27 protein-coding genes are annotated in these 26,375 nt (G+C 69.3%); 18 read left to right on the top strand and 9 right to left on the bottom strand.

Annotated features, from left to right (window positions below; all coding sequences use genetic code 11):
* The 6 genes from Aco03nite_RS27740 to Aco03nite_RS27715 all read left to right on the top strand — a co-directional run.
* Positions 1-234, top strand: a 234-nt coding sequence (locus tag Aco03nite_RS27740) for a hypothetical protein (protein ID WP_203799588.1), incomplete at its 5' end; no start/stop codon positions are given.
* Between the two features lie 879 nt (positions 235-1,113).
* Positions 1,114-1,317: a cold-shock protein gene (locus Aco03nite_RS27735; RefSeq protein WP_092557390.1), complete on the top strand. Its 204-nt coding sequence runs from the start codon at positions 1,114-1,116 to the stop codon at positions 1,315-1,317.
* 375 nt (positions 1,318-1,692) lie between these two features.
* Positions 1,693-2,244: a TIGR03086 family metal-binding protein gene (locus Aco03nite_RS27730; protein WP_239145479.1), complete on the top strand. Its 552-nt coding sequence runs from the start codon at positions 1,693-1,695 to the stop codon at positions 2,242-2,244.
* A gap of 113 nt (positions 2,245-2,357) precedes the next feature.
* Positions 2,358-3,329: a tetratricopeptide repeat protein gene (locus tag Aco03nite_RS27725; RefSeq protein ID WP_203799585.1), complete on the top strand. Its 972-nt coding sequence runs from the start codon at positions 2,358-2,360 to the stop codon at positions 3,327-3,329.
* Positions 3,326-4,183 carry an aminoglycoside phosphotransferase family protein gene (locus tag Aco03nite_RS27720; protein WP_239145478.1) on the top strand — a complete coding sequence of 286 codons (858 nt, stop codon included), beginning with the start codon at positions 3,326-3,328 and terminating at the stop codon, positions 4,181-4,183. The genes Aco03nite_RS27725 and Aco03nite_RS27720 overlap by 4 nt, the downstream gene beginning before the upstream one ends.
* Before the next feature lie 51 nt (positions 4,184-4,234).
* Positions 4,235-4,951, top strand: a complete 717-nt coding sequence (locus Aco03nite_RS27715) for a M23 family metallopeptidase (RefSeq protein ID WP_203799582.1) — start codon at positions 4,235-4,237, stop codon at positions 4,949-4,951.
* A gap of 114 nt (positions 4,952-5,065) precedes the next feature.
* Here Aco03nite_RS27715 and Aco03nite_RS27710 read toward each other — a convergent pair whose 3' ends face one another.
* The 3 genes from Aco03nite_RS27710 to Aco03nite_RS27700 are packed head-to-tail and all read right to left on the bottom strand — an operon-like array spanning position 5,066 to position 8,535.
* On the bottom strand, positions 5,066-5,854 hold the full coding sequence (locus tag Aco03nite_RS27710; protein ID WP_203799579.1) for an SAM-dependent methyltransferase: 789 nt from the start codon (positions 5,852-5,854) through the stop codon (positions 5,066-5,068).
* 49 nt (positions 5,855-5,903) lie between these two features.
* Positions 5,904-6,989: an NAD(P)H-dependent flavin oxidoreductase gene (locus Aco03nite_RS27705; protein ID WP_203799576.1), complete on the bottom strand. Its 1,086-nt coding sequence runs from the start codon at positions 6,987-6,989 to the stop codon at positions 5,904-5,906.
* Complete coding sequence (locus Aco03nite_RS27700; protein WP_203799573.1) at positions 6,979-8,535, bottom strand: acyl-CoA synthetase; 1,557 nt, start codon at positions 8,533-8,535, stop codon at positions 6,979-6,981. Before Aco03nite_RS27700 ends, Aco03nite_RS27705 begins: the two co-directional genes overlap by 11 nt.
* Before the next feature lie 62 nt (positions 8,536-8,597).
* Between Aco03nite_RS27700 and Aco03nite_RS27695 the strand changes: the two genes are divergently transcribed.
* Positions 8,598-9,377 (top strand): crotonase/enoyl-CoA hydratase family protein, encoded by a 780-nt coding sequence (locus tag Aco03nite_RS27695; protein ID WP_203799600.1) that lies wholly within the window; start codon positions 8,598-8,600, stop codon positions 9,375-9,377.
* Positions 9,378-9,720: 343 nt separating this feature from the next.
* Here the strand turns inward: Aco03nite_RS27695 and Aco03nite_RS27690 are convergent, their stop codons facing one another.
* Complete coding sequence (locus Aco03nite_RS27690) at positions 9,721-10,908, bottom strand: acyltransferase family protein (RefSeq protein ID WP_203799570.1); 1,188 nt, start codon at positions 10,906-10,908, stop codon at positions 9,721-9,723.
* Positions 10,909-10,955: 47 nt separating this feature from the next.
* Positions 10,956-12,485, bottom strand: a complete 1,530-nt coding sequence (locus Aco03nite_RS27685; RefSeq protein ID WP_203799567.1) for an acyl-CoA synthetase — start codon at positions 12,483-12,485, stop codon at positions 10,956-10,958.
* Positions 12,486-12,575: 90 nt separating this feature from the next.
* Here Aco03nite_RS27685 and Aco03nite_RS27680 point away from each other — a divergent pair, with 90 nt between their 5' ends.
* The 5 genes from Aco03nite_RS27680 (at position 12,576) to Aco03nite_RS27660 (ending at position 17,865) form a co-directional block, all read left to right on the top strand.
* Entirely contained in the window at positions 12,576-13,517 is a 942-nt protein-coding gene (locus Aco03nite_RS27680; RefSeq protein ID WP_239145477.1) for a Zn-ribbon domain-containing OB-fold protein, read from the top strand.
* Complete coding sequence (locus Aco03nite_RS27675) at positions 13,514-14,395, top strand: thiolase family protein (RefSeq protein ID WP_203799564.1); 882 nt, start codon at positions 13,514-13,516, stop codon at positions 14,393-14,395. The genes Aco03nite_RS27680 and Aco03nite_RS27675 overlap by 4 nt, the downstream gene beginning before the upstream one ends.
* Positions 14,392-15,543, top strand: coding sequence for a thiolase family protein (locus tag Aco03nite_RS27670; RefSeq protein WP_203799560.1), 1,152 nt, complete (start codon positions 14,392-14,394; stop codon positions 15,541-15,543). The genes Aco03nite_RS27675 and Aco03nite_RS27670 overlap by 4 nt, the downstream gene beginning before the upstream one ends.
* Positions 15,540-17,114: a GMC family oxidoreductase N-terminal domain-containing protein gene (locus tag Aco03nite_RS27665; RefSeq protein WP_203799557.1), complete on the top strand. Its 1,575-nt coding sequence runs from the start codon at positions 15,540-15,542 to the stop codon at positions 17,112-17,114. Before Aco03nite_RS27670 ends, Aco03nite_RS27665 begins: the two co-directional genes overlap by 4 nt.
* Before the next feature lie 274 nt (positions 17,115-17,388).
* The gene (locus Aco03nite_RS27660; protein WP_203799554.1) at positions 17,389-17,865 is read left to right on the top strand and encodes a phosphoribosyltransferase; all 477 of its coding nucleotides are present in this window, start codon (positions 17,389-17,391) and stop codon (positions 17,863-17,865) included.
* Here Aco03nite_RS27660 and Aco03nite_RS27655 read toward each other — a convergent pair.
* Positions 17,860-18,816, bottom strand: coding sequence for a hypothetical protein (locus Aco03nite_RS27655; RefSeq protein ID WP_203799551.1), 957 nt, complete (start codon positions 18,814-18,816; stop codon positions 17,860-17,862). The genes Aco03nite_RS27660 and Aco03nite_RS27655 overlap by 6 nt on opposite strands.
* 47 nt (positions 18,817-18,863) lie before the next feature.
* On the opposite strand from Aco03nite_RS27655, the gene Aco03nite_RS27650 reads away from it, so the two are divergent.
* The 4 genes from Aco03nite_RS27650 (at position 18,864) to Aco03nite_RS27635 (ending at position 22,643) form a co-directional block, all read left to right on the top strand.
* Complete coding sequence (locus Aco03nite_RS27650; RefSeq protein WP_203799548.1) at positions 18,864-19,364, top strand: MarR family winged helix-turn-helix transcriptional regulator; 501 nt, start codon at positions 18,864-18,866, stop codon at positions 19,362-19,364.
* Positions 19,355-20,572 carry an MFS transporter gene (locus tag Aco03nite_RS27645; protein WP_203799546.1) on the top strand — a complete coding sequence of 406 codons (1,218 nt, stop codon included), beginning with the start codon at positions 19,355-19,357 and terminating at the stop codon, positions 20,570-20,572. Before Aco03nite_RS27650 ends, Aco03nite_RS27645 begins: the two co-directional genes overlap by 10 nt.
* Positions 20,556-21,125, top strand: coding sequence for an HD domain-containing protein (locus Aco03nite_RS27640; RefSeq protein ID WP_203799544.1), 570 nt, complete (start codon positions 20,556-20,558; stop codon positions 21,123-21,125). The genes Aco03nite_RS27645 and Aco03nite_RS27640 overlap by 17 nt, the downstream gene beginning before the upstream one ends.
* Before the next feature lie 153 nt (positions 21,126-21,278).
* Entirely contained in the window at positions 21,279-22,643 is a 1,365-nt protein-coding gene (locus Aco03nite_RS27635; protein WP_203799542.1) for a vWA domain-containing protein, read from the top strand.
* Positions 22,644-22,690: 47 nt separating this feature from the next.
* Here Aco03nite_RS27635 and Aco03nite_RS27630 read toward each other — a convergent pair whose 3' ends face one another.
* From Aco03nite_RS27630 to Aco03nite_RS27620, 3 genes are all read right to left on the bottom strand, one after another.
* Positions 22,691-23,026, bottom strand: coding sequence for a hypothetical protein (locus Aco03nite_RS27630; protein WP_203799540.1), 336 nt, complete (start codon positions 23,024-23,026; stop codon positions 22,691-22,693).
* A 181-nt stretch (positions 23,027-23,207) separates the two neighbouring features.
* Positions 23,208-23,375 (bottom strand): hypothetical protein, encoded by a 168-nt coding sequence (locus Aco03nite_RS27625; RefSeq protein ID WP_203799538.1) that lies wholly within the window; start codon positions 23,373-23,375, stop codon positions 23,208-23,210.
* 13 nt (positions 23,376-23,388) lie between these two features.
* Entirely contained in the window at positions 23,389-24,492 is a 1,104-nt protein-coding gene (locus Aco03nite_RS27620) for a steroid 3-ketoacyl-CoA thiolase (RefSeq protein ID WP_203799536.1), read from the bottom strand.
* Positions 24,493-24,587: 95 nt separating this feature from the next.
* On the opposite strand from Aco03nite_RS27620, the gene Aco03nite_RS27615 reads away from it, so the two are divergent.
* Both Aco03nite_RS27615 and Aco03nite_RS27610 read left to right on the top strand, forming a co-directional pair.
* Positions 24,588-25,808 (top strand): cytochrome P450, encoded by a 1,221-nt coding sequence (locus Aco03nite_RS27615; protein WP_239145476.1) that lies wholly within the window; start codon positions 24,588-24,590, stop codon positions 25,806-25,808.
* A gap of 167 nt (positions 25,809-25,975) precedes the next feature.
* The gene (locus Aco03nite_RS27610; RefSeq protein WP_203799534.1) at positions 25,976-26,350 is read left to right on the top strand and encodes a hypothetical protein; all 375 of its coding nucleotides are present in this window, start codon (positions 25,976-25,978) and stop codon (positions 26,348-26,350) included.
* The last annotated feature ends 25 nt before the right edge of the window (positions 26,351-26,375 follow it).

Raw genomic sequence — 26,375 nt, 5'->3', positions numbered from 1 at the left:
GTCCGACTCTTCACGGACGTCCGACTCTTCACGGACGTCCGACTCTTCACGGACGTCCGACTCTTCACGGACGTCCGACTCTTCACGGACGTCTGGACCTTCGCGAGCGTCCGACTCTTCACGCCCGGCACCTGCAAGAACGGCGCTGGCGAGAGCAGCCCCAGGGAGAAGGGCGCCGGAGAAGCCGAGATCCGAAGGCGCAGAAAGGCCGGCGCGGGTCACCATGCCAACTGACTGCTGGGCCGAGGAGGCGTCTGGCTGGCGGAGCAGGGAAAAGGCCGGATGCCGGCGCGCGATGGAAGTGGCGGGCTGCCGGCCGAGAAGGGAACTGCGCGCGATGGAGGTGGCGGGCTGCCGGCGGAGAAGGGAACTGCGCGCGATGGAGGTGGCGGGCCGCTGGCGGAGAAGGGAAGTAACTGGGCTCTGGTTTGCCGCCGTGGTTGGGGAATGGGCTGTGTTCGAGGTGGCCTGGGCTGGGTGGGGTGGTAGGTGGCCGGGCGGAGTGGGGAACTCGGGCACGGTCAAGGTCACCCGGAACGGGCGGACCGGTGGGTTGTCGGGAGCGGGGTGGCCGGCCGCGGTGAACTGGAGGACCGGGACGGCCAGATCACCCCGCACCGGCAGGGCGGCACGAGCCATCACGACGCCGTGGGCCGATGAACCGGGGCTGGAGATCAGATCGCCGCCGGTCGGCAGGAGGGTTCGGGAGGCCGGGAGGGTGGTTGTTGTCCGGGAGGTGGGGGGTGACGGGGAGGTCAACTGTTCGGGAACGTTGGGGGGTGTGACGATGAGCAGGGTCATCGCTGTGAAGAGGGGGGTGGGGAAGACGAGCATTTCACCTCCGGCGAGTGACAGCGATTTCGCTTGACCCTACGCTCCGGGTGGTGGATTTCCCGGGTCCTTCCCCGAATCGTGTGTTACGTTGGGCGTGTTGCAGTTTTGATTTCCACAGACGATTTTAGACGCCTGACGGGCTTCTGGCCGACAGGCGTTTTTTGTCGATGACCCGGTGTCGGTGACCCGGCTATGGGTGACATGGCCCCGGGTGGGTATCAATGCAGTGACGTGGAGTTCCGCACGGTGCGGAACTCCCATCCCCGCAAGGAGAAGAACATGGCCACCGGCACCGTGAAGTGGTTCAACGGCGACAAGGGCTTCGGCTTCATCACTCAGGACGGCGGCGGCCCCGACGTGTTCGCCCACTTCTCGGCGATCGCATCCTCGGGTTACCGCACGCTCGAGGAGAACCAGCGGGTGGAATTCGAGATCTCGCAGGGCCAGAAGGGCCCGCAGGCCGAGAACATCCGCACCATCTGACGTTGTTCCCCGGGCCTGCTGAAATCGGCCCCTGATTTGATCTCGTCATCGCCGGAAACCCGCAGGGAAACCTGCCGGGAAAACCTGCTGGTAGGCCCACCGGGAAACCTGTTGGGAAACCTGCCTGGAAGACCGCTGGGAAACCGGCGTCGGTGACGGTGAAACGGAGAGCGTGCGGAAGTCTGGATCCGGTTCGGATCAGGGCCTTCGCACGCTCTTCCGCGTTTCCTGGTCCACTAGTGATTTCCGAGTGACACTGACGGGTGAAATCTCAGACATTGCGAGAGGCCGTGCCCTGGACGCCGTGCATAAGAGTCCGCGCACGAGACGCCGCGTATAAGAGGCAGCGCATAAGAGGTCCCGAAAGGAATCCCGATGATGGCACCCGCTGACCGCCACCGCTGGATCGCGGCCGCCTTCACCGCCCGGGTCGACGGCGCACGGGACTGGGACGCCCCGGCTCCGGTCGACGGGTGGACGGCCAGGGACGTGGTCGGTCACCTGATCGAGTGGCTTCCCGGCCTGCTGCAGTCCGGCGCCGGCATCACCCTGCCGCAGGGTCCGGGGGTGAACACCGATCCGGTGGAGTCCTGGCGAGTGCACGTGACGGCCGTACAAAATCTGCTCGATGATCCGGAAACACCGGGACGGACGCTGTCCAACCCGCATTTCGGGGAGGTCCCGCTGGATCAGGCGGTCGACCGTTTCTACACGACCGACGTCTTCATGCACACCTGGGACCTGGCCCGTGCCACCGGCCAGGACGAACGCCTCGACCAGGACCATTGCGCCGAGCTGCTGGCCGCGATGGAACCGATGGACGCGATGCTGCGGTCGTCGGGCCAGTACGGTCCGGCGGTCCCGGTCCCACCGGACGCCGACCCGCAGACCAGACTGATCGCATTCATCGGGCGCAACCCCCTGTAGAAGGCGCCCCCGGTAGAAGGCGCAACCCCGGTAGAAGGCGCAACCCCAGGTAGAAGGCGCGACCCACTGTAGAAAGTTTAAGATCCTCCTTCGACAACGGGGAGGACCATCTCATGTGGCCGTTCAGCCGCAAGAACCAAGAGCCGCCGAAACCGGACATCGTCATCGACCCGGCCTACGGCGATCCGACCGCCCGCACCCTGATCGACGCGATGACCAGGCAGGACTGGCGCACCGCCCGGGACGTCTTCGACGAGGCCCGTGACCCGGACGTGCGGGCGTTCCTGATGGAGGCGGCCTGCGCGGTCGACGGCGTGCAGGACTGGATCAAGGAGTGGACGGCCGCCGAGCCGGACTCGACCCTGCCGGTGCTGGTCCGCGGCTGTCACGCGGTGTCCTGGGCGTGGGAGGCCCGGGGTGCGCAGCGGGCCCAGTACACCAGCGGCGAGCAGTTCCGGGAGTTCGCCCGCCGGTTGAAGCTGGCCGAGAACCTGCTGGACGAGGTGGTGGCCCGGGATCCGGACGACGTGACCGCCTGGACGTGGCTGGTGGTGTCGGCGCGCGGCCGTCAGGTGGGCCGGGAGGAGGCGCAGGCCCGGTTCGGCGAGGTGGTCAAGCGGCATCCGCTGCACGTCGTGGCGCACGAGCAGTACCTGCAGTTCCTCTGCGCGAAGTGGTCGGGCAGCCACGACCTGATGTTCGATTTCGCCCGGAAGGCGACGGCGGCCGCCCCGAACGGGAGTTGGCTGCCGGAGCTGATCGCGGTGGCGCACCTGGAGAAGTGGCTGTCGTTGCCGAGTGGTGAGGACGCGGCGTGGATCAAGCAGCCGGAGGTCCGTGAGGAGATCGTGGCGGCGGCGTCGAAGTCCTATCTGCACCCGGATTTCCGGACCGGTCCGGGCTGGGTGCCGCGGGTGGCCACGTTCGCGCTGACGTGCGAGTTCGTCGAGGCATTCGAGGCGGCCGGGCACGCCCACGACCTGCTCGGTGATCTGGCCAGCGAGTGGCCGTGGCAGTACTGCGACAACGACCCGGTGGCGGCGTTCGTCCGGGGCCGCGAGTACGTCCACGAGAACCGCCCGTGAGCGATCTCGGTCCCCCGCCGCAGCGGGTCACCGTCTCGGTGGAGCAGGTGCGCGAGCTGGTCGCCGGGCAGTTCCCGCAGTGGGCGGGGCTGCCGGTCGAGCCGGTGGCGGCCGGCGGCTGGGACAACTTCACCTTCCATCTCGGTACGGGGATGTCCCTGCGCCTGCCGTCCGCCGCCGAGTACGCCCTGGCCGTCGAGAAGGAGCACCGCTGGCTCCCGGTGCTGGCCGGCCGGCTGCCGTTGCCGATCCCGGCGCCGCTGGGCCGGGGTGAGCCGGGCGCCGGTTACCCCTTCCCGTGGTCGGTGCACCGGTGGCTGGCCGGCGAACCGGCACGTCCGGAACTGATCACCGACCCGGTCCGGTTCGCGCTCGATCTGGCGGACTTCCTGCTGGCGCTGCGGAGTGTCGATGCCACCGACGGGCCGAGGCCGGGGCTGCACAACTGGTTCCGGGGCGGCACGCTGCGCACCTACGAGCCGCTGTTCACCCGGGACACCGCGATCGTCCGGGCGATCTGGGCGGACGCACTGGACGCCGAGGAGGAAGCCGCGCCGGACCGCTGGTTCCACGGGGACGTCGCGGCCGGGAACCTACTGGTCGAGGACGGGCGGCTGAGTGCGGTGATCGACTTCGGAACGTGCGGTGTCGGCGACCCGGCCTGTGATCTGGCGGTGGCCTGGACGCTGCTGACCGCGGAGGGTCGAACGGTGTTCCGGGAGCGGCTCGCGGTCGGCGACGCGGAGTGGGCACGCGGGCGCGGCTGGGCCCTGTGGAAGACGCTCGCGCACGACGACACGAGCCGTGTCCTGGACGAGATCGTCGCCGAGTTCACCGGCGAAGCGAGTTCATGATCACTCCGGTGGAGCCTGCGAAGGATCTCTACCAGCGATTATGGTGACTCGATGAAAATTCATCCCTATCTGGCCGGGGTCGCCGCGCTGGCGTTCCTCGGCACCGGGGCGGCGGCTGTGGCGGCTCCCGTCGATGAACCGAGGGCGCAGCAGACGGTCGCGGAGGCGCCTGCTGACCTGACACTGGCGGCGGCCGAAACACGAACGGCCGGAACACAGGCGGTCGAAACACAAACGGCCGGGGCACAGGCGGCCGCGGCCAAGAAGTACATCTTCCCGGTGAAGGCGGCGAACGTCTCCTTCCACAAGACCCACTCCGGGTACCCGGCGACGGACATCTTCGCCGCCTGCGGCAAGCCGTTCCGGGCCACCACGAACGGTGTGGTGCTGGAGATCAGCCGGGTCGACAAGTTCAAGAAGGGCATGAAGCCCGGCCCCTACAACGGTGGCAAGTTCGTGTCGATCCTCGGTGACGACGGCGTGCGCTACTACGGCTCGCACCTCAGCTCGGTGCGCGCCGGCCTGAAGGTGGGCCAGCGGGTCAAGGCCGGGCTGCACCTGGGCAAGGTCGGCAAGACCGGCAACGCCAACAACGTCTGCCACGTGCATTACGGCATCTCGCCGGCCTGCAAGAAGACCGGTGACTGGAAGGTCCGCCGGGGCGTGGTGTGGCCGGCCAGTTATCTCACGTCGTGGCGCAAGGGCGGGCAGAAGAACCCGGCCACCGCGGTCGCGGCCTGGAAGAAGAAGAACAACTGCAAGGCCTGATGGTACGCCGGTGACCACCGCATCCGGCCCGGCGGCCGCGCCGTCGGGCCGGATGCACGGCCCACCTCGCGTGGTCGAGGCGGGACCGTCTTGGTGGAACGTACAAAAAAGGGGTCAGATCTTGGCAACCCCGCCGAAGAGGTAGACCTCGGGCTCACCGGAATCCGCGAGGGGCCGCCAGCGGGAGCAGGTCACCACACCCGGCTCCAGCAGATCCAGCCCGTCGAAGAACCGCTCCAGCTCCACCCTGGTCCGCGCCCGGATCGGCGTGCCGCCGCGCTCGGTGGTCTCGCGCATCGCCCGCAACATCGGCTCCCCGTGGATCTCCGCGGTGGAGTGGGTGAGCACCAGGTAACTGCCGGCCGGCATCGCCTTGACCAGCTCGGCGACCGCGCCGTAGGCCACGTCGTCGTCCATCAGATGGTTGACGACGCCGAGCAGCATCAGCCCGATCGGCTGGGTGAAGTCGAGCGTGCGCCGCGCGGCCTCCAGGATCGTCGCCGGCTCCCGCAGATCGGCCTCGACGTAGTCGCAGGCGCCCTCGGGCGTGCTGGTCAGCAGGGCCCGCGCGTGTGCCATGACCAGCGGGTCGTTGTCGATGTAGAGCACCCGGGAGTGCGGGTCGGCGGCCTGCGCGACCTCGTGGGTGTTGTCCGCCGACGGCAGCCCGGTGCCGACGTCGAGGAACTGACGGATGCCGGCGTCCTCGACGAGGAACGTGACCACACGCTTGAGGAACGCCCGCTCGGCCTTGGCGCCGATCGGGATGTCCGGGATGTGGGCGATCACCTCGTCACCGGCGGCGCGGTCGACGGCGAAGTTGTCCTTGCCACCGAGCCAGTAGTTCCAGATCCGCGCCGAGTGCGGAACCGTGCTGTCCATCTTGGAGCGCTCGTCCGTCATGGACGCATTGTTCCGCACACCTGTGGCGCCAACGCAAGTAGGGCTCACCTCACAACAGTTTGTGCAACCGCCCCAACGTCTCGTCGGCCTCGGTGACCAGGTCGGACAGTACCGCCGCGACCGGGCGCACCTCGTTCATCCGGCCGACGATCTGACCCACCGGCATCGGTACGACGGTCGGATCCCCGGACGCCATCAGCCGGTCGTGGGCCGCCGACACCAGCAGGTTCTGCAACGGCATCGGCAGCACCGCCGGGGCGCCCTGCGCCGACCACGCGTCGGTCCACCGGTTCCGGAGCAGGCGCGCCGGTTTGCCGGAGTAGATCCGGGACCGGACGGTGTCGCTGGAGGTCGCCCGCAGCAGCGCCTCGCGCAGCGCGTGGCCACTCTGATATTCGGTGGTGCCCAGCCACAGCGACCCCATCCACACGCCGCGCGCGCCGAGCGCCAGGGCGGCCGCGATCTGCCGCCCGCTGCCGATGCCGCCGGCGGCCAGGACCGGCACATGCACCGCGTCCACCACCTCCGGGACCAGCACCATCCCGGCGATCTCGCCGGTGTGCCCGCCCGCCTCGTAACCCTGCGCCACCACGATGTCGACGCCGCTGCGGACGTGGCTGCGGGCGTGGTCGGCCCGGCCGGCCAGCGCGGCGACCAGGACCCCGCGGTCGTGGGCCTGGCTGATCACGTCCGGGGGCGGCGGGCCCAGGGCGTTGGCGATCAGCCGGATCGGATGGTTCAGCGCCACCTCGACGTGCGCCCGGGCGACCGAGTGCAGCCAGCCGAGCACCCCGGGACGGTCCTGTGCCGCCGACAGGGGCGGAACACCCAGGCGCAGCAGCGTACGTTCGACGAACTCGTGGTGTCCGGAAGGGACCATCGCGTTGAGGTCCTCGGGCAGGCCCTCGGTGGGCACCGTGCTCGGCATGACCACGTCCACGCCGTACGGGCGGCCGCCGGTCTCCCGGTCCAGCCAGGTCAGCACGGTGTCGAGTTCGGCGGCGTCGTTGAAGCGGACCGCGCCCAGCACCCCGAGTCCGCCGGCCCGGCTGATCGCGGCGACCACGTGCTCGGACGGGCTGAAGCCGACGATCGGGTGGTCGATGCCGAGCAGGTCGCAGAGGTCAGTCCGCATCGTGTTCCCTCGTGTAGGTGTGGGCCCAGCGGTAGTCTGCTTTTCCGCTGATGGTGCGCTGAATGGTGTCGACCAGCCAGATCGCACGCGGCACCTTGTAGCCGGCGATCCGCTGCCGCACATGCTCGTCTAGATCCGACATATCCGATTCATCGCGTTTTTGCACCAGGGCCACCACCTTCTGCCCCAGCAACTCGTCGGGGATCCCGATCACCAGCGCGTCGAACACCGCCGGATGCGACTTCAGCGCCCCCTCGACCTCCTCCGGGAACACCTTCTCCCCGCCCGTGTTCACGCAGGTGTTCCCCCGCCCGAGCAGCGTGATCATCCCGTCGTCCTCGAGCCGCGCCAGGTCGCCGGGAATCGCGTACCGCACCCCGTCGATCTCGGTCAGCAGCGCCGCCGTCTTCACCGGATCCCGGTAGTAGCCGAGCGGCACGTGCCCGCCCCGGGCCAGCCGGCCGATCACCCCGGGTTCGGCCCGCTTGCCGTACTCGTCGATGACGATGGTGTCCGGCCCCGGCGTGATCCGTGGCCCGTCGACCGCGCCGCCGTCCACCTCGGCGACGATGCCGATCCCGGCGAACCCGGTCTCCGACGACCCGACCGCGTCGGTGACCAGCACGTCCGGCAGCGCCTGGAGGTACTGCCGCTTGACCGACGGGGAGAACAGCGCGGCACTCGACGAGATCGCCATCAGGGACGACCCGTCGTAGTTCCCGGCCAGGTACGCCTCGATGATCGGCCGGGCCATCGCGTCGCCGATCAGCACGATCACGTTGACCTTGCGGCGCTCCACGGTGCGCCACACCTCGTCGGCGTCGAAGTGCGGCAGGAACACCACGGTGTCGCCGGCGAACAGCGCGGCCAGGGCGGCCCACTGGGCGTTGCCGTGGATCAGCGGGGCCAGGCAGAACCGGGTCATCGGCGGCATCTCGGCGCCGCGACGGCTCTGCGACCACTCGTCCTCGACCGGGACGCCGGACATGAAGTCGATGCCGCCACCGAGCACCCGCCAGACGTCCTCGTGCCGCCAGATGACACCTTTGGGATAGCCGGTGGTGCCGCCGGTGTAGAGCAGATAGACGTCGTCGCCGGCACGCTCGCCGAAGTCCCTCGCCGGGTCGCCGGTCAGCGCCTCGGGCCAGGGCGAGCCGTCGTCCGGTAACACGACGGTCACCCGGAACTCGTGCCCCACGGCGGCCACCCGGCCGGAGAACGCCCGGTCGTGGATCAGCGCGACGAGACCCGCGTCCTCGAACAGATACTGCAACTCGTTCTCGACATAGCGATAGTTCACGTTGACGACCACGGCACGGAGTTTGTAGACGGCGATCATGGCCACCACGGCCTCGATCGAATTGCCCGCGTACAACCCGACGTGGGCGCCCTTGCCCACCCCTCGACTCTGCAGGAAATGGGCCAGCCGGTTGGCGGTCTCCTCCAGCTCCGCGTAGGTGATCTCACGCTCGCCGCAGGCCACCGCGACACGGTCGGGAAAGGCGTCGACCGCGTGCTCGAACAGGTCCGCAATATTGGCCGCCATCAACGCAAAGTAGAACCTGTTATCGTTCCGGGCAAGGTGCGGTGCACAGTCAGGAGAACCGGATGGACGCGCTCGTCGAGCAGCAGGGACCGATTCTGATCGTCACGATGAACCGCCCCCGGGTCCGCAACGCGCTCTCCGCCGAGATGATGGCGATCATGCGGGACGCCTGGGACCGGGTCGACGCCGATCCGTCGATCCGGGTCGCGATCCTCACCGGGGCCGGCGGCGCGTTCTGTGCCGGCGCCGACCTGCGCGCGATGACCGGCGACCATCCCGGCGACGGCTTCCGCAACGGCGGCGTGGATCTGTCCCGGATCGACGCGCTGCTGAAGGGCCGCCGCCTGACCAAGCCGCTGATCGCCGCGGTCGAGGGCCCGGCGGTCGCCGGTGGCACCGAGATCCTGCAGGCCACCGACGTGCGGGTGGCCGGGGAGAGCGCCCGCTTCGGCGTCTCGGAAGCACGCTGGGGCCTTTTTCCACTCGGCGGTTCCGCGGTTCGCCTGCCGCGCCAGCTTCCTTACACGGTCGCCGTCGAGTTGTTGCTCACCGGCCGTCACATTCTCGCGGCCGAGGCCCGCGACATCGGCCTGATCGGCCACGTCGTCCCCGACGGTCAGGCCCTCGACAAGGCCCTGGAGATCGCCGGGGCCATCGCCGCCAACGGCCCCCTCGCGGTGCAGGCCATCCTGCGCACCGTCCGGGAGACCGAGGGCCTGGCCGAGAACGACGCGTTCCCGATCGAATCCCGCATCGGCATGCAGGTCTTCACCTCCGACGACGCCAAAGAGGGACCGCGCGCGTTCATCGAGAAACGAACCCCGAACTTCAACGGCAACTGATTTTGTACGCTCCACCGAAACGGTCCCGCCCCGACCCCGCGAGGTGGGCGGCAGACCGGGCCGACCCGCGACCGCCGGGCCGGATGCGATGGTCACCGGACGGCGTGTGGGACGATGCGGCCATGCACCGCGAGGCCCTCGGCGAGTTCCTGCGCTCCCGCCGGGAACGCCTGGATCCCGCCGAGCTGGGCCTCCCCCGTGGCAACCGCCGCACGCCGGGCCTGCGCCGTTCCGAGGTCGCCGAGCTGGCACGTCTCCGAGATCCACTACACCCAGATCGAGCAGGCCCGGGGCGCCCAGCCGTCCCCCGACGTGCTGGCCGCCGTGGCCCGGGTGCTGCGCCTCACCGGCCCCGTCCGCGCGGATCACGGCGGGTCGCGGCATGGCGGGGAGCCCGGAAGATGCTGGTCTCGGCGTGGGCCGTGCCGGCGGCCAGGACCATCCGGGGCATCGTCTCCGGCTCGTGGTTCGGGACCTTCGCGGTGCTCCGGAATGTGGGCGGCGGCGCGGACGGGACGGCCGGCCACGGCAGGAAGCGGGCGCGCCGGCGGGCTGCCAGGTCCTCCACCCAGCCGAACATCAGCACCGCGTTGACCAGCAGCGCCACGGCGATCGTGAGGTAGCCGACCTCGAAGAACGAGCCGAGCCGCCACACCTCGAGAGCGTCACCGACCGGGTAGCAGAGGGCGATCGCCACGTTGTTCCACAGATAGATGGTCACCGCACGGGCGTTGATCATCGACACCCACGAGCTGAGTCCCGAACGACGGGCCAGCCAGGACATGTCCGGCTGCCAGCGGAGCAGCGCCAGCACGAACCCGAGGTTGTAGATCGCGTAGGCCAGCGGGATCTCCTTGACACCACTGTGTCCCCAGGCCAGCGCACCTGCCACACAGCCGACGGCGAGGACGCCGATCAGCCGGCCGGAGATCCGGCGCAGGGTGCCGTCCCGGTGCGCGAACCCGAGGATCCAGCAACTGGCGAAGGTCAGCAGGTCGACGCCGACCTCCTCGATCGCCTCGGCGGGCCAGAGCGGGTGGACGCTGACCAGGGCGAGCACCGCCAGCGGCAGCAGGACGGTGAACAGCCGGGCCTTGCGGTACAGCCGGTACAGCAGCGGCGATGCCAGGACCAGCCAGAAGTAGGTGACCAGGTACCACAGGACCTCGGCCGCCTCGAACCCGAAACCACTGGCCGGCGGGTTGGCGATCGGCACGATCCAGGCGATCAGGTGCCAGAGCGGGGCCTGGCGCTCCCAGCCGACCAGGAACATCACCGGCACCAGAATCGCGGCCAGCACCCACAGGGCGGGCAGCAGGCGGCGCATCCGGCCTCGGACCACCGTCAGCACCGGCGCGCGGTCCAGCGAGTTGGCCATCAGCGATCCGGCCAGCGCGAACATCACGCCCATCGAGGGGAAGGCCAGTTCCAACACGGCGTACGGAAAGAAATGGAAGACCGACACCCGGATGATCGCGAGGACACGCAGCAGGTCGAAGTACCGGTCCCGGACCGGCTGAGCAGCAGACACGCCGTGACGCTAAGTGCCGCTTCTGGGGCCGCGCTGTGCCGGACCTGTCAGATGGCCCTCTCCCGCCCGGCCCAGTACGGCTCCCGCAGGTGCCGTTTGTAGAGCTTCCCGTTCGGATCGCGGGGCATCGTGTCGACGTAGTCCACGGTGCGCGGCAGCTTGAACCGGGCCAGCCGTCCGGACAGGAACGCGAGCAGTTCGGTGGTGAGCGCCGGACCGGGGGTGACCGAGGGAACCGGCTGCACCACGGCCTTGATCTCCTCGCCCCACTCGTCGTGCGGGATCCCGAAGACGGCGGCGTCGGCGACCGCCGGATGCACCAGCAGTTCGCTCTCGATCTCGGCCGGATAGACGTTCACCCCACCCGTGATGATCACGTCGCTGGCCCGGTCGCAGAGGAACAGGTACCCGTCGTCGTCGAGATAGCCGATGTCACCGACGGTGAACATCCGGTCCCGCCAGGACCGGCGGGTCTTCTCGGCGTCCCCGTGGTACTCGAACGTCGCGTCACCCATCTGCAGATACACCGTCCCGGGTTCACCCACCGGGCGGTCCTTGCCGTCGTCGTCCAGCACCCGCACCCGCGATCCGGGCCACGCCTTCCCCACCGACCCCGGCCGGTCCTGCCACTCCGGCGCGGTGATCAGGGTGCCGCCGCCCTCGGAGGCCGCGTAGTACTCGATCACGACCGGCCCGAACCACTCCAGCATCGCGCGCTTGACCGGTTGTGGACAGGGCGCCGCCCCGTGGATCATCGCGCGCATCGAGGAGACGTCGGTCCGGGACGCCGCGGGCAGGGCGAGCAGCCGCCGGAACTGGGTGGGAACCATGTGGCTGTGCGTGACCCGGAACTCCTGAACCAGCCGCAGGAATTCAGCGGCATCCCAGTGGTCCAACACGACGACCGGGTGACCGAACTGGACGGAGATGACGGCAAAGTTCATCACCGCCGTGTGGTAGAGCGGCGAGCAGCACAGATGCACGTGATCGTCGAACGGGCGGAGCCCGAACAGGCCGAAGAACCACGTCGACACCGGCGGCACCTCGTCCGGGTCGAGACCGGGCAGCGGGCGGCGCACACCTTTGGGCCGGCCGGACGTGCCGGAGGTGTAGACCATCAGCGCGCCGGTCGTACGGTCGCCGGGTCTCCCGGAACCGCCCGCGCCGAGCCCGCTCAGCGCCCCGAAACCGGGAATGTCGGCGGTGGCCCAGCGCAGCTCGACGTCCGCGCCGGCCTCCTGAGCCGCGTCGCTGAACCGCGGATCGGCGATGAACGCGCGGGCGCCGCAGTCGCGCAGGATGTAGCCGAGTTCGGCGGCGGTCAGATGCCAGTTCAGCGGCACCACGTGCAAGCCGATCTGCACCGCGGCGAAATAGCCGGCCAGGATGTCGGCGCCGTTCGGCAGCAGCAGCGCGATCGTGTCGCCGGTCCGCAGCCCCGCGTCGCGCAGGCCGCGGGCGATCCGGTCGGCCTCGGCGGCCAGCTCGCCGTAGGTGAGAGTGCGGCCGCCCGGCTCCACGATGGCCACGAGCTGCGGGGACTGCGCCGCGATGGTCCACATCCCGATCCCGGTCATGCCGTGACTCTATAACTCGTTCCATCTAGGTGAAAGCCATAACAGCCGCGTTCTTGCCCGGCAAAGTTGTAACGTGTTTCACTCATCGGCGTGGATACCCTGGCCGCACCGCTCACCATCGCGTTCGACTACACGCGCTCGCTCGGGCCGGTGCTGGGCCGGTTCATGGCCGGGCTCCGCGACCACCGGGTGCTGGGCTCGCGGACCGCCGACGGCCGGGTGCACGTGCCGCCGCTCGAATTCGATCCGGACACCCTCGCGCCGCTCACCGATTTGGTCGAGGTCTCCCCCACCGGCACCGTCGTGACCTGGGCCTGGGTCGATCAGCCACTCGAGGGCCAGCCGCTCGACCATCCCTTCGCGTGGGCGCTGATCCGGCTCGACGGCGCCGACACCCCGATGCTGCACGCGGTCGACACCGGCACGGAAGACAAGATCAAGATCGGTTTGCGGGTACGCATACGCTGGTCCCCGTCGCCGACCGGTCATATCCGGGACATTGCCTGCTTCGAACCGGGCACCGCGCCGGAAAGAACAGGGCATGAAATCGGGGATGCCGTCACGATCATGACGACGCCGATCCGGCTGCACTACACGCACACCACCTCCGTCGAGGAGGACCGCTACCTACGGGCACTCGCCGAGGGCCGGATCGTCGGCCAACGCTGCCCCGCCTGCTGCAAGGTCTACGTGCCCCCACGGGTCTGCCCCGCCGACGGGGTGGCCCCCGGCGAGGTCGTCGAGGTGACCGACAAGGGCACGGTGACGACGTTCTGCGTGGTGAACGTCCCGTTCGCCGGCCAGCGCCTGACGCCGCCGTACGTGGTCGCCCAGGTCCTGCTGGACGGCGCCGACATCCCGATCCCGCACCTGATCCTCGGCGTACCGTCCGACCAGGTCCGGATGGGTCTGCGGGTATCCGCGGTCTGGCGCGACCGGGCCGACTGGTCGACGACCCCGGAGAACATCGACCACTTCGAACCCAACGGCGAGCCGGACGCCCCCTACGAGTCCTATGCGGAGCACCAATGAGCGACATCGCGGTGATCGGTTTCGCGCGCTCGCCCCGGTCCGAGGCCCTCGTCGAGGTTTTCGACGAGGTCCTGAGCAGTGCCGGACTGGGCCGTCGCGAGATCGACTTCTGGTGTTCCGGGTCGTCGGACTACCTGGCCGGGCGGGCGTTCTCGTTCGTCAGCGCGGTCGACGCGATCGGCGCGGTGCCCCCGATCAGCGAGTCGCACGTGGAGATGGACGCGGCGTGGGCGCTGTACGAGGCATACGTCAAGATCCTGGCGGGAGAGGCCGAGACCGCACTCGTGTACGGGTTCGGCAAAGGCTCCGCCGGAGACCTCAACCGGGTGCTGGCGCTGCAGACCGACCCGTATACCGTCGCCCCGCTCTGGCCGGATGCGATCAGTCTCGCCACGCTCCAGGCCAGGCTGATGTCCGCCGAACTCCGCCCCTCCGAACAGAACCTGGGAACGGACGGCGCCTCGGCCGTCGTACTCGCCGCAGGTGATCGTGCGACGCGAAACCGGGACCGCCCCGCCTGGATCACCGGCATCGCGCATCGCGTGGATCCGCCGGGCCTCGGCGAGCGCGACCTGACCACCGCCCCGTCCGCGACCGGCGCGGCAGCCGACGCGGGACTGACACCCGATGTCGAGGTGGCCGCCCTGCACACGCCGTTCGCCCATCAACAGCTGCTGCTGCGGCGTGCGCTCGGGCTCGGCGACGACGTCCGCTACCTGCCGGACACCGGCAATGCGATGTTCTCCGGCGGCCTCGCCCGGATCGGAGCGGCCGCTGAGGAGATCATGTCCGGCCGGGCCCGGACCGCGGTGGCGCACGCGACGAGCGGCCCGCTGCTGCAGCAGAACCTGGTGTGCACGCTGGGAGGCACCCGATGAGACGAGCCGCGGTGCTCGGCACCGGCCAGACCGACCACCGGACCCGGCGCACCGACGTGTCGATGGCCGGGCTCTGCCGGGAGGCGATCGACCGGGCGCTGCTCGACGCGGGCACCGACTGGTCGCAGATCGACGCGGTGGTGCTGGGCAAGGCGCCGGACCTGTTCGAGGGCGTGATGATGCCCGAGCTGGCCCTGGCCCAGTCACTCGGCGCGGCCGGGAAACCGCTGCTCCGGGTGCACACCGCCGGTTCGGTGGGCGGGGCGACGGCGATCGTGGCGACCAGCCTGATCCGGGCCGGGGTGCACCGGCGGGTCCTCGCGGTGGCGTTCGAGAAGCAGTCCGAGTCCAACGCGATGTGGGCGCTGTCGATCCAGCCGCCGTTCACCGCGCCGATCACCGCCGGGGCGGGCGGCTATTTCGCCCCGCACATCCGCTCCTACATCCGCCGGTCCGGGGCGCCGCCGCACATCGGGGCGCTGGTGGCGGTCAAGGATCGGCGCAACGGGGCGCTCAATCCGCACACCCACCTGCGGCAACCCGACATCACGCTGGAGTCGGTACAGGCGTCGCCGATGCTGTGGGATCCGATCCGCTTCGACGAGACGTGCCCTTCGTCGGACGGCGCGTGTGCGGTGGTGATCGGCGACGCGGCGGCGGTCTCGGCTGCATCTCGCGAGGTCGCCTGGATCAAAGCGACTTCGATGCGGACAGAGCCCACATTTTACGCCGGTAAGGACCACGTGAATCCGCGAGCCGGTGCGGATGCCGCAGCCGCACTGTGGGCGTCCGCCGGGATCAAGGATCCGTTACGCGAGATCGACGTAGCCGAGCTTTACGTTCCTTTTTCATGGTTCGAGCCGATGTGGCTGGAAAATGTCGGATTTATCGGACAAGGGCAGGGCTGGAAGCTCGTCGAGAACGGCGACACCCGCATCGGCGGGGTACTGCCGGTCAACCCCTCCGGCGGGGTGCTCTGCTCCAACCCGATCGGCGCCTCCGGCCTGCTGCGGTTCGCCGAATCCGCCATGCAGGTGATGGGACGCGCCGGAGAACACCAGGTGCCGGACGCCGCGACGGCCCTCGGTCACGCCTACGGCGGCGGATCCCAGTTCTTCTCCATGTGGGTCGTCGGGAGGACGCCATGAAACGTCGCACTCTTCTCCAGGCCGGCGCCGGTGTGGCGCTCGCCCCGGCTCTGCGGGACGCCGAGGCCGCGCCGGCCCGTACCGCGCTGATCATCGGCAGTGGTTTCGGCGGCGCGGTGGCCGCGTACCGGCTGGCGAAGGCCGGGGTGAAGGTGACGGTGCTGGAACGCGGACGGCGCTGGGACGTCGACGGTTCCGGCACCACGTTCTGCACGATCAGCAACCCGGACTGGCGCTGCGCGTGGTTCGGTGACAATCCGCCGCTCGGCCTGGACGTCAGCAAGACGATCACCCGGGGCGCCGGGCTGATCCAGAAACACGTCGGGGACGGCATCCAGGTGATGTGCGGCGCCGGGGTCGGCGGCGGCTCCCTGGTGATCGGCATGTTCCTGCCCCAGCCGCGCCGTGCGGACTGGGAGTCGGTCTACCCGTCGCAACTGCCGTACACCGCGTTCGAGGACACCTACTGGCCGCGCGCCCGGGCGAATCTGAGCGCCGCGACGATTCCCACCGACATTCAGAACCATGCGTCGTACGTGGGGGCCCGCTCGTGGCTGTCCTACATCGCCGAGTTCGGCAAGACCGCGGTCCCGGTCCCGTTCGCGGTGAACTGGGACGTGATCCGGGACGAACTCGCCGGTCGCGCGCCCGCCTGCCACAGCATCGGCGAGGGCCCGTTCGGCAGCAACTCCGGCGCCAAGAACAGTGTGGACCGCAACTACCTGAAGTGGGCGGCCGCCACCGGCAACGTGACGGTGCTGCCGCTGCACGAGGTGACCGAGTTGCGGGAGGTGTCCGGTAGTTCCGTCCTGGAGGTGGCGTGCCGGCAGATCGACGAGAGCGGCTCGGTGCTGACCTCCAAAGTGCTGACCGCGGACTACGTGTTCCTGGCCGCCGGGTCGTTGAACAGCACGTCACTGCTGGTCACGTCACGCGCTCGCGGGCGGCTGCCTCGCCTCACGAACACCGAGGTGGGCAAGGGCTGGGGCAACAACGGGGACTTCCTGGTGGCCCGGCTCGGCCTGCGCAAAACCGTCGGCACCGCACAGGGCGGGCCGGGGAACGTGAAGTTCTACGACGACTCCAACCCGTACGCCAAGGCGACGATGGCGTGGGAGTCGGCGCCGATCCCGTCGTGGCTGCCCGGGACGACCGCGCACCTGATCACCAGCCTCGCGCCGGAGCGTGGCGAGATCCGCTACGACGCGGCCACCGGCGCCGGGAAGGTCTACTGGCCGTACGGGGAGATGGAGACTTCCGCGGACAAGGCCGGCCGGGACCTGGCGACCCGCCTGTGGTGGGCCACCGAGGGCGCGAAGGGTTCCCTGCTGACCGGGCTGCCGTCGTACGACCGGGGCACCGGCATGGGACTCGGCTCGCGGAACACGTACCACCCGCTCGGCGGCCTGGTGATGGGAAATGCCACCGATTTCAGTGGAAAAGTCGCCGGATATGACAATCTCTACTGTGTGGACGGCGCGCTTCTCCCCGGATCGGCGGCTCTGGCGAACCCGGCCCTGACGATCACCGCGAACGCCGAACGGGTCATGGACCTGTTCCTGGCCACGTAGACCTGACCAGCGGTCCTGCAACAAACCTGCAAATGGATTCCGTTGACTCGCCATTGTCCCGATGGCAGATTCCATTACGGAACGATTTCGTCTTCCCCGAAGCGATCCGCCGGACCATCCCCAGCGCCGCAATGCGCATTCTGCCGCGGCGTGTCCGGCGGATTCATTTCGTTCCCCCGAACGGTCCTGTGGGGGGCCCGGTCGCCCGCCCACCGGACACGGTGGGCGGGCGACCACATATCTTTCCCTGAAGATCGTTTTCGAGGGGACGGGTATGACCGAGCGCGAGATTCTGACCTGGGAGACCTACGGCCGGGCGGGCCGGGAGCTGGCCCAGGCGGTGGCCGACGACGGGTACCGCCCCGACCTGATCCTGGCGGTCGCCCGCGGCGGCCTGTTCCTGGCCGGCTCCCTCGGGTACGCCCTGGCCGTCAAGAACATCCACCTGGTCAACGTCGAGTTCTACACCGGCGTCGACGCCCGCCTCACCGAGCCGGTCCTGTTGCCCCCGGTCCCCACGTTCGAGGACATGTCCGGTGCCACCGTCCTGATCGTCGACGACGTGGCCGACACCGGCGGCACGCTGCAGCTGGTCCAGGACCTGTGCGCACCCCACGTGGCGTCCGCACGCACCGCGGTGATCTACGAGAAGCCCGCGTCCACGGTCAAGTGCGACTACGTCTGGACCCACACCGACCGCTGGATCGACTTCCCCTGGTCCGACCAGCCCCCGGTCACCCCACGGTCATGACGCCGGCCGCCGGATCCGGGGAATCCGCCACCGGCTGGTCCCGCCCACTTCCGGCAACGGGAACCGCCGCACGCTGCGGTCCGGGGTGATGGTCGCCGCCCGCACCGCCGTCCCGGCCAGAGCGTCGACGACGGCGGCGGCGGGCACCGGCACCCGGCTCACCACCACCTCCCGCAGCGCGGGCGCGGACCGCAGCGCCCGCAGATCCGCCAACCGTTTCAGGTTGAAGATCTCCAGCCGCTCCAGCCGGGTCAGCGCGCTGAGGTCGGGAAGTCCCGTGACGGCCGGCAGACAGTCCAGCGCCAGCAACTCCAGCTCCGGCAACTCCGCTACCGCGCCGATGTCGGCCAGGCGGGTGTCCCGCTCCACCTCCAGAAAACGCAGCCCGCGCATCCCCTCCGGCAGTTCGAGAACCGTCTGCTTCAGCGGCCCGAACAGTGACAGCACCTCGATCCGGCCGCGGAACGACAACGCCGCGAGCATCGGCATGGCCACCGCCACGACCGCGATCTCCCGGAGCGACTCCAGATCGGCGATCGTCTCGAAGTCGGTGAAGGCGCCCCCGCAGGCGAACTCCTCCAGCACGGTGAAGCCGGCCAGCGGCATGAGGGAGGTCTTGCGGGTGACCCGCCCGAGACGGAGGGACACCAGGCTGTCGGCGACCACGGCGAGCCCCTGGATGTCGCGCACCTCCGGCAGCCCGACATGGAGCGACCGCAGGCCGGGCATGTGCCGCAGGAAGTCGAGATCCGCCGGGCCCTCGTCGCCGTATTCGGCGAACACCCGGAACTCGACGGCCGGTGAGCCGAGCAGCAGTTCGTTCAGCCGGCTGAACTCCGCCGCCGTCAGCGTCCCCGTCACCTGCACGACGATCGTCTCCGGCGGCAGCGGGCGCAGCATCTGTTCGGTCAACGGATGCCGAACCGTGCGCCTGAGAAGGTCTGTGGACATACCCGTACTGTAACAGCACTTATATAAGTACTGTTACAGTCGGTTTCATGAGTGACGACTGGCTGGCGGATCCGACCGAGGAGAGTGTGTGGCGGCCGTGGCGGCTGCTGCAGCAGCGGATGGATGACGAGATCGCGCGGGTCTACGCCGATGCGCGGATCGACGGGCTCAAGCCGACCTGGGTGATGGAGCTGATCCGGCTCGCGGTGCACGGGCCGATGACGATCACCGAGCTGGCCGAGTCGGTGCGGATCACGCACTCGGGGATGAGCCAGAAGGTGGCCGCGCTCAAGGCGGCCGGCTGGGTCCGCACCGTCGCCGGGCCGGACGCCCGCAGCAAACGGGTGGAGATCACCGACAGGGCGCGGGCGGTCGTCGGGCGCCTCGCCGCCGAGTGGCGGGCCACCGAGGCGTCGATCGCCGAGATCGAGGCGGAGATCCCCTACCCGCTGAGCCGGGTGGTCACCGACATCGAGGCCGCGCTGGAGCGCCGGAGCCTGCACGCCCGGATCACCGAGCGGCTCGCCGAGGACCCGGAATGGCGCTGACCTCGGCGCTGATCGACATCGGACCGCTTCGGACCTCGAAGGACTTCCGGCGGCTCTGGCTCGGCCAGCTACTCACCGGGCTGGGCGGGCAGATGGCCGTCGTGGCCGTGCTCTTCCAGGTGTGGGACAGCACCCGCAGCACGATCTGGACCGGCGCGGCCGGGCTCGCCCAGGCACTGCCGATCATCGTTTTCGGACTGTTCGCCGGTTCGCTGGTGGATCAGGTGGACCGGCGGCGGTTCTACATCGCCACCAAGATCGGGCAGACGGTCTGTGCGGTGCTGCTGACCGTGCAGGCGTTCATCGGTGGCCCGCCGATCCTGGTGCTGGCCCTGGTCGCGATCCAGTCCTGTTTCGTGGCCGGCGGCGGGCCGGCGGCACGCACGTTCCTGTCCCGGCTGCTGCCGCCGGAGCAGTTGGCAGCCGGCCTGGCGCTGAACCGGATCTCTTTCCAGGGCGCGATGCTGCTCGGCCCGGCCCTCGGCGGCCTGGTGATCGCCGAGTTCGGCACCGGCGGCTGTTTCCTGTTCCACACGGTCACGTTCGCGGTGGCGCTGTGGGTGGCGTTCCGGCTGCCGCCGATGCCCGCGTCACCGCAGGCGGGTCTGCGCGGTGTGGTCGCCGGGTTGCGGTTCCTCCGGACCAATCCGCCGGTACGGGGTGCGCTCCTCACCGATCTCGCCGCGACCGTGCTGGCCATGCCGATCAGCCTGTTCCCGATCGTGAACGCGGAACGTTTCGGCGACGACCCGCGCACGCTGGGCCTGTTCCTCACCGCGATAGCGGTCGGCGGGGTGCTGGCGTCGGCACTGTCCGGCACGTTCACCAGGCTGCGCCCCGGCCCGGTGATGGTCGCCGGTTCCCTGACCTGGGGTGTGTCGCTGGCCCTGTTCGGCCTGGCCCCGAACGCCTGGATCGGCCTGGCCCTGCTCGCGGTCGCCGGCGCCGCCGACACGGTCGCCGTGGTGTCCCGCTCCACGGTCATCCAGGCGCACACCCCCGACGAGTTCCTGGGCCGGGCGTCCGCCGCCGAACAGATCGTCGGCCAGGCCGGCCCGGACGTCGGCAACATGCGCGCCGGCCTGGTGGCGGCCGGCTCCTCGGCGACGATCGCCCTGGTCAGCGGCGGCCTGTTGTGCGTGGCAGCGGTGGCCACGATCGCCGCCCGGAACCCGGCTCTAAGATCGGACGGTGCGGATTCCCGGTGACGACGAGATTCGGGCGCTCCATCAGCGCTACGCCCCGACGCCTGAGGCGTTCGAGCTGGTGTGGACGCACTGTGTGATCGTCGCCCGGATCGCCGAGCAGTTCGCCGGGCCGGGGCTGGACATGGCGCTGGTCCGGGCCGGTTGTCTGCTGCACGACATCGGGGTCTACCGGCTGGAGCCGGCCGAGCACTACGTCCGGCACGGCCTGCTCGGCGACGAACTGCTCGGCGAGGTGGGCCTGCCGGAGACGTTGCGGCGGTTCTGCTCGCATCACACCGGTGTCGGCATCACCCGGGCCGACGTGCGCGAGCAGCAGCTGCCGCTGCCGGACTGCGACTTCACCGCGGAGACGCCGGAGGAGGAGCTGGTGATGTACGCGGACAAGTTCCACAGCAAGAGCACCCCGCCCCGGTTCCTGTCGGCGGCCACGTTCGGCGAGCGGATCGCCCGCTTCGGCGACGACAAGGCGACCCGTTTCCGCGACCTGGTGGATCACTTCGGCGAACCGGACCTGACGGCACTGGCCCAAGAATTCGGTCACCGGCTGACCTGACCGTCGGCGGATGGTCACGCTTCGATACGCATGCGGTCACGTAAGGGTCACCGAGGGCACCGGAACGACTTTCCCGGGGTCTGATTTCTCATGAGTTTCTCACGGGAGATCAGGCGCCGGCCCGCCATTGCGGCAGCGCTCACGATAATGCTCATGGTCGGCGCCTGCGGCGAAGCCGATCTGTCGTCACCCGACGGGTCGACGGCCCGCGTCACCACCGACGAGGATCCGCAGTCGACGTTCGCGATGGACGTGGACACCGCGTCCTACGACTACGCCCGCAACCTCATCGGGCAGGGCAGCGTGCCGGCACCGGAGACGGTCCGGCCGGAGGAGTTCGTCAACGCGTTCCGGCACCCCTATCCGCAACCGGAGGGTGACGGTTTCAGCATCACCATGGACGGCGCGCGCCTGCCGTCGAACCACCGGGCCGAAGGCGAGACCCGACTGCTCCGGGTCGGCCTGCAGACCCGCGCCGACAAGACCACGACCAGGCAGGACGCCCGGCTCACCTTCGTCGTCGACGTGTCCGGGTCGATGGCCGACGTGGGCAAGCTGAGCGTGGTCAAGAGCGCCCTGAAGGCGTACGCCGAGCAGGCCCGGCCCACCGACGAGGTCGCCATCGTCACGTTCAGCGACGAGGCCCGGATCCTGCGGGAGATGTCCCCGGCCCGCGACGGGCTGTCCGCGGACGTCGACAAGCTGCGCTCCGAAGGCGGCACCGACCTGGAGAAAGGCCTGACCCGCGGGTACGAGGTGGCGCGCGCCGGGTTCCGGGAGGGCGCCACCAACCGGGTGGTGCTGGTCTCCGACGCCCTCGCCAACATCGGCAGCACCGAGGCGTCACCGATCCTCACCCGGGTCCGGGAGGCCGCCGCCAAACAGATCACGCTGCTCGGCGTGGGAGTCGGCAACGATTACGGCGACCGGCTGATGGAGGAACTCGCCGACGGCGGTGACGGGTTCACCGTCTACATCTCCGGCGAGGACGACGCCCGGGATGCCTTCGTCAACCGGCTGCCGGCCACCCTGACGGTCCGCGCGCTGGACGCGAAAGCGCAGGTCACGTTCGACGAGGACGTGGTCGAGAGCTACCGCCTGATCGGCTACGACAACCGGAAGCTGTCGGCCGGCGAGTTCCGCGACGACAGCGTCGACGGCGGCGAGGTGATGGCCGGGCACAGCGTCACCGCGCTCTACCTGGTCCGGCTGCGCCCCGGAGCCGAAGGCAATGTCGCACACGCCCGGTTGCGCTGGCAGGACCCGCAGTCCCGGACCCCGCAGGAATCCGGCTCGGACGTCACCGTCGCGACCCTGAACCTCGGCTACGACGACGCGGCGGCGGGCCTGCAGGTGAGTTACGTGGCGGCGTGGTTCGCCGAACAACTACGCCACAGCGAACAGGCTGCGGAGATCACCCGCTCCGACCTGATCACCCTGGCCGAACGAGCCGCGTCCCGAGCCGACGACCCGGCCGTCACCGAGTTGGCCACCCTGATCAGAAATACCCGCGACTGATCACGTACGGCCGGGACCGCGTCGGTCCCGGCCGTGCTCGTCGTCTCTCAAGACCCGTACCCGGGCTGCCAGTCCTCACCCCGGATCGCTTCCATCTCCCCGTCAGCGGCCCGGCGCAGCAGCGCGAACGCCTCCGCCCGTCCCACCCCGACCCGATGAGACGGCTCATCGGCCGTCTCGCTGTTCTCCAGAACCACGAGCCCTCGCCCACCGGCGAACACCCCGATACCCCATCCGCTGTCGTCCTCCGACAGCCAGACGTCCCCGTGCTCGACGTCGTCCACGTTCACGTCCAGCTCGGCCAGCAACTCCCGCAGAGTCCCGTCCGGAACCCGTTCATGACTGCTCTGTTCCCCGTACCGCCAGATCAGCGAAAACCCCATGCCGTCTCCCCACCGTGATGCCGGTGCCCGGTCAGGCCGGTGGACGATCTCCACAGTGGAACCTTACCGGCGACCACCGCATTCGGCCCGGCGGTCGCCGGGCGGTCTCAGCCCCGGCTCCTCCTCGCGTGACGGGGCGGTTCGGGGTGTTGCGGTTGTTCGGCCCCGGTGGCGTACAAAATTATCTTTGTCCGTAAATGGCCGGTGGGGCCAGTGGGTCGTCGCCGGTGCTGTTCTGGGCTACCTCGGCGGCGCTCGGGTTGAGGGCCGACATCACCGCGGTGATGCCGACGATGGCCAGGGCTGCGGCTATCACTGCGCTGAGCAGCATGAATCGGAACGGAACCATCGTTGGTTCTCCTCTACAGGCGTTCGATGATCGTGGCGGTCGACATCGCGCCGCCGGCGCACATGGTGATCAGCGCCGTGGTGGAGTCGGACCGTTCCAGCTCGTGCAGGGCTGTGGTGAGCAGGCGCGCGCCGGTGCTGCCGACCGGGTGTCCGAGAGCGATCGCCCCGCCGTTGACGTTGACGCGGTCCGGGTCGGCGCGGTGGACAGTCAGCCAGGACAGGACGACGCTGGCGAACGCCTCGTTGACCTCGCAGCGGTCCAGATCGTCGATCTTCATGCCGGCCCGGCTGAGCACCCGGTCGGTGGCGGCGATCGGGCCGTCCAGGTGGTAGTACGGTTCCGCGCCGACCAGGCACTGGGCCACGATCCGCGCCCGCGGCCGCAGCCCGAGTTCGCGGGCCCGGTCGGCGTCCATCAGCAGCAGGGCCGACGCGCCGTCGGAGATCTGCGACGAGGTGCCCGCGGTGTGCATTCCATCGGGAAGAACCGGTTTCAGTCCGGCCAATCCTTCGAATGTGGTGTCGCGCAGCCCCTGATCCCGGGTGACGTCGAGAACCGGGACCACCTCCCGCTCGAAACGCCCTTCCGCCCAGGCGCGGGCGGCGTTCGCCTGCGACCGCACCCCGAACGAGTCCAGGTCCGCACGGGCCAGCCCGCGGCGGGTGGCGATGCGTTCGGCGGCCACGTACTGATTGGGTAGATCGATGTCCCACGATTCGGGGCGGGGCAGCCCGGCCGTCCCGAGGTTGGCCCGCAGCGGCACCCGGCTCATCGCCTCGACCCCGCAGGCCACCCCCGCACTGATGGTGTCGGTGCTGATCAGGCCCGCGATCAGGTGCGCCGCCTGCTGAGCGGAGCCGCACTGGGCATCGATCGTGGTGCATCCGTTGGTCCACGGGAGCCCGGCGTGCAGCCAGGCGGTGCGGGTGATGTTGTTGGACTGTTCGCCACCCTGGGTGACACAGCCGCCGATGGCCTGCTCGGCGAGATCGACCGGATCGCCGAGCCCGCGCAGTGCCGCGCCGAGCAGTTCGGCCGGGTGCAGGCCGGACAGCCAGCCGCCGCGCTTGCCGATCGGAGTGCGTACCGCATCGACGATCACCGGTGTGCCCACCGCGACCTCCAACTAGAACCTGTTCTCGATTGAACCTACCAAATCTCTCCGTGCCCATGTTTGAATCGGTGGAACTTGTTGCTGTAGGAGGAGCTGTGGCCGAGCCGCGCACCCGCATCGACCCCACCGATCCGGACATCTACCTGGACGGCATCCCGCACGCCGATTTCGCCGAGATGCGCGCTGCCGAACCGGTTCGCTGGATCCCGCAGGTCCGCGGCAGCGCCGGATTCGACGACGAGGGCTATTGGGCGGTCACCCGGCACGCCGACGTGATGGCGGTGTCACGCAACAGCGAGACGTATTCCAGCCGGGAGAACACGGCGATCGCCCGGTTCCAGCCGGACATGACCCGCGAAGGCATCGAGATGCAGCAGGCGATCATGCTCAACATGGATCCGCCGCAGCACACGAAACAACGCGCGATCGTGTCCCGCGGATTCACCCCACGGGCCATCAACAGCCTGCGAACCGCATTGTCGGATCGCGCCGCGGCCATCGTCGGTTCGATCGACACCGACAGCGGCGATTTTGTCACCGACATCGCCTGCGAACTGCCGCTGCAAGCGATCGCGGAACTGCTCGGAGTCCCCCAGGAGGACCGGGGAAACGTCTTCGAATGGTCCAACTCGATGATCGGGTACGACGATCCGGAGTTCAGTGGCGCCGACCCGATGGAATCGGCGATGGGCCTGCTCGGATACGCGATGCAGATGGCCGACGAACGTCAGACCTGCCCCCGCGACGACATCGTCACCACACTGGTGAAAGCCGAGATCGACGGCGAACACCTCTCCGTCGACGAATTCGGCTTCTTCGTCCTGATGCTGGCGGTGGCCGGAAACGAGACCACCCGCAACGCCATCTCGCACGGCATGCACGCCATGCTCAGCCACCCCGGCCAGTGGGAACTGTTCAAACAGACCCGCCCGCGCACGGCCGTCGACGAATTCGTCCGCTGGGGCAGCCCGATCAACGTATTCCAGCGAACCGCCACCCAGGACACCGTCCTGGCCGGCCAGAAGATCCAGGCCGGCCAGCGGGTGGCGATGTTCTACGGTTCGGCGAACTACGACGAAGAGGTGTTCACCAACCCGCACATTTTCGACATAACCCGAAGCCCCAACCCGCATCTGGGTTTCGGCGGCAGCGGAGCCCATTTCTGCCTCGGCGCCAATCTGGCCCGCTTGGAAATCGACCTGATCTTCAACGCGATAGCCGACCACATGCCCGAAATCAGCCTGGCCGGCCCGGCCGAACGCCTACGCTCCGGCTGGATCAACGGCATCAAACACCTACCGGTCAACTACCACTGATCCGGTACGCCACCGGGGCCGGACAACCGCAACAGCCCGCCCTGTTTTGTCACGCGAGGAGGAGCCGGGGCTGAGGCCACCCCGCGCCCGCCGGGCCGAATGCGGTGGTCGCCGGTTACGAGAGTTCTCCGCGGCGGATGAGGGGTTCGGCTGCGATCATCGAGTTCATGCGAATCGGTGTCATCGCTGTTCATCCCGGCCCGACCACGGTGGTTGACGCGTTGGTGGCCGGCGTCCCACTGAAGGCCGCATGGGCCGGCTCGTCGCCACCCGCCGCCGGCCGTGTCGTCGATGTCGAACTGGACATCGACGCGGTCCTCGAATGGGACAGCACGATCGCTGTCGAGGATGGCGCAGCGATGCTCCGGCCGGGACCGCTGCTCCGCGGAACCGTTGAGCAGCAGGAAGAGGGCGTCCTGACACTTCGTGTCGCCGAAGGGCTCGTCCAGGTCGAGGTCGCCGGCGGTTCCGTCGACGCGCCGGCCGGCACTGCCGTCGCCGTGGTGGCCGAGCACGTCCGGCTCTACCCGACCAACACGTGATCAACCGGCGGCGCCATGAACTGCG

The sequence above is a fragment of the Actinoplanes couchii genome, from assembly GCF_016862075.1.
Taxonomy (GTDB): domain Bacteria; phylum Actinomycetota; class Actinomycetes; order Mycobacteriales; family Micromonosporaceae; genus Actinoplanes; species Actinoplanes couchii.
This window is presented reverse-complemented; position numbering and strand designations above follow the sequence as displayed.

Coding starts and splice junctions, on each gene's coding strand:
- Aco03nite_RS27660 (WP_203799554.1), top strand. CDS start 17,389: ATGACCGAGCGCGAGATTCTGACCTGGGAGACCTACGGCCGGGCGGGC.
- Aco03nite_RS27675 (WP_203799564.1), top strand. CDS start 13,514: ATGAGCGACATCGCGGTGATCGGTTTCGCGCGCTCGCCCCGGTCCGAG.
- Aco03nite_RS27625 (WP_203799538.1), bottom strand. CDS start 23,375: ATGGTTCCGTTCCGATTCATGCTGCTCAGCGCAGTGATAGCCGCAGCC.
- Aco03nite_RS27700 (WP_203799573.1), bottom strand. CDS start 8,535: ATGGCGGCCAATATTGCGGACCTGTTCGAGCACGCGGTCGACGCCTTT.
- Aco03nite_RS27635 (WP_203799542.1), top strand. CDS start 21,279: ATGGTCGGCGCCTGCGGCGAAGCCGATCTGTCGTCACCCGACGGGTCG.
- Aco03nite_RS27710 (WP_203799579.1), bottom strand. CDS start 5,854: ATGACGGACGAGCGCTCCAAGATGGACAGCACGGTTCCGCACTCGGCG.
- Aco03nite_RS27735 (WP_092557390.1), top strand. CDS start 1,114: ATGGCCACCGGCACCGTGAAGTGGTTCAACGGCGACAAGGGCTTCGGC.
- Aco03nite_RS27665 (WP_203799557.1), top strand. CDS start 15,540: ATGAAACGTCGCACTCTTCTCCAGGCCGGCGCCGGTGTGGCGCTCGCC.
- Aco03nite_RS27730 (WP_239145479.1), top strand. CDS start 1,693: ATGATGGCACCCGCTGACCGCCACCGCTGGATCGCGGCCGCCTTCACC.
- Aco03nite_RS27705 (WP_203799576.1), bottom strand. CDS start 6,989: ATGCGGACTGACCTCTGCGACCTGCTCGGCATCGACCACCCGATCGTC.
- Aco03nite_RS27685 (WP_203799567.1), bottom strand. CDS start 12,485: ATGACCGGGATCGGGATGTGGACCATCGCGGCGCAGTCCCCGCAGCTC.
- Aco03nite_RS27650 (WP_203799548.1), top strand. CDS start 18,864: ATGAGTGACGACTGGCTGGCGGATCCGACCGAGGAGAGTGTGTGGCGG.
- Aco03nite_RS27670 (WP_203799560.1), top strand. CDS start 14,392: ATGAGACGAGCCGCGGTGCTCGGCACCGGCCAGACCGACCACCGGACC.
- Aco03nite_RS27715 (WP_203799582.1), top strand. CDS start 4,235: ATGAAAATTCATCCCTATCTGGCCGGGGTCGCCGCGCTGGCGTTCCTC.
- Aco03nite_RS27630 (WP_203799540.1), bottom strand. CDS start 23,026: ATGGGGTTTTCGCTGATCTGGCGGTACGGGGAACAGAGCAGTCATGAA.
- Aco03nite_RS27610 (WP_203799534.1), top strand. CDS start 25,976: ATGCGAATCGGTGTCATCGCTGTTCATCCCGGCCCGACCACGGTGGTT.
- Aco03nite_RS27645 (WP_203799546.1), top strand. CDS start 19,355: ATGGCGCTGACCTCGGCGCTGATCGACATCGGACCGCTTCGGACCTCG.
- Aco03nite_RS27695 (WP_203799600.1), top strand. CDS start 8,598: ATGGACGCGCTCGTCGAGCAGCAGGGACCGATTCTGATCGTCACGATG.
- Aco03nite_RS27655 (WP_203799551.1), bottom strand. CDS start 18,816: ATGTCCACAGACCTTCTCAGGCGCACGGTTCGGCATCCGTTGACCGAA.
- Aco03nite_RS27725 (WP_203799585.1), top strand. CDS start 2,358: ATGTGGCCGTTCAGCCGCAAGAACCAAGAGCCGCCGAAACCGGACATC.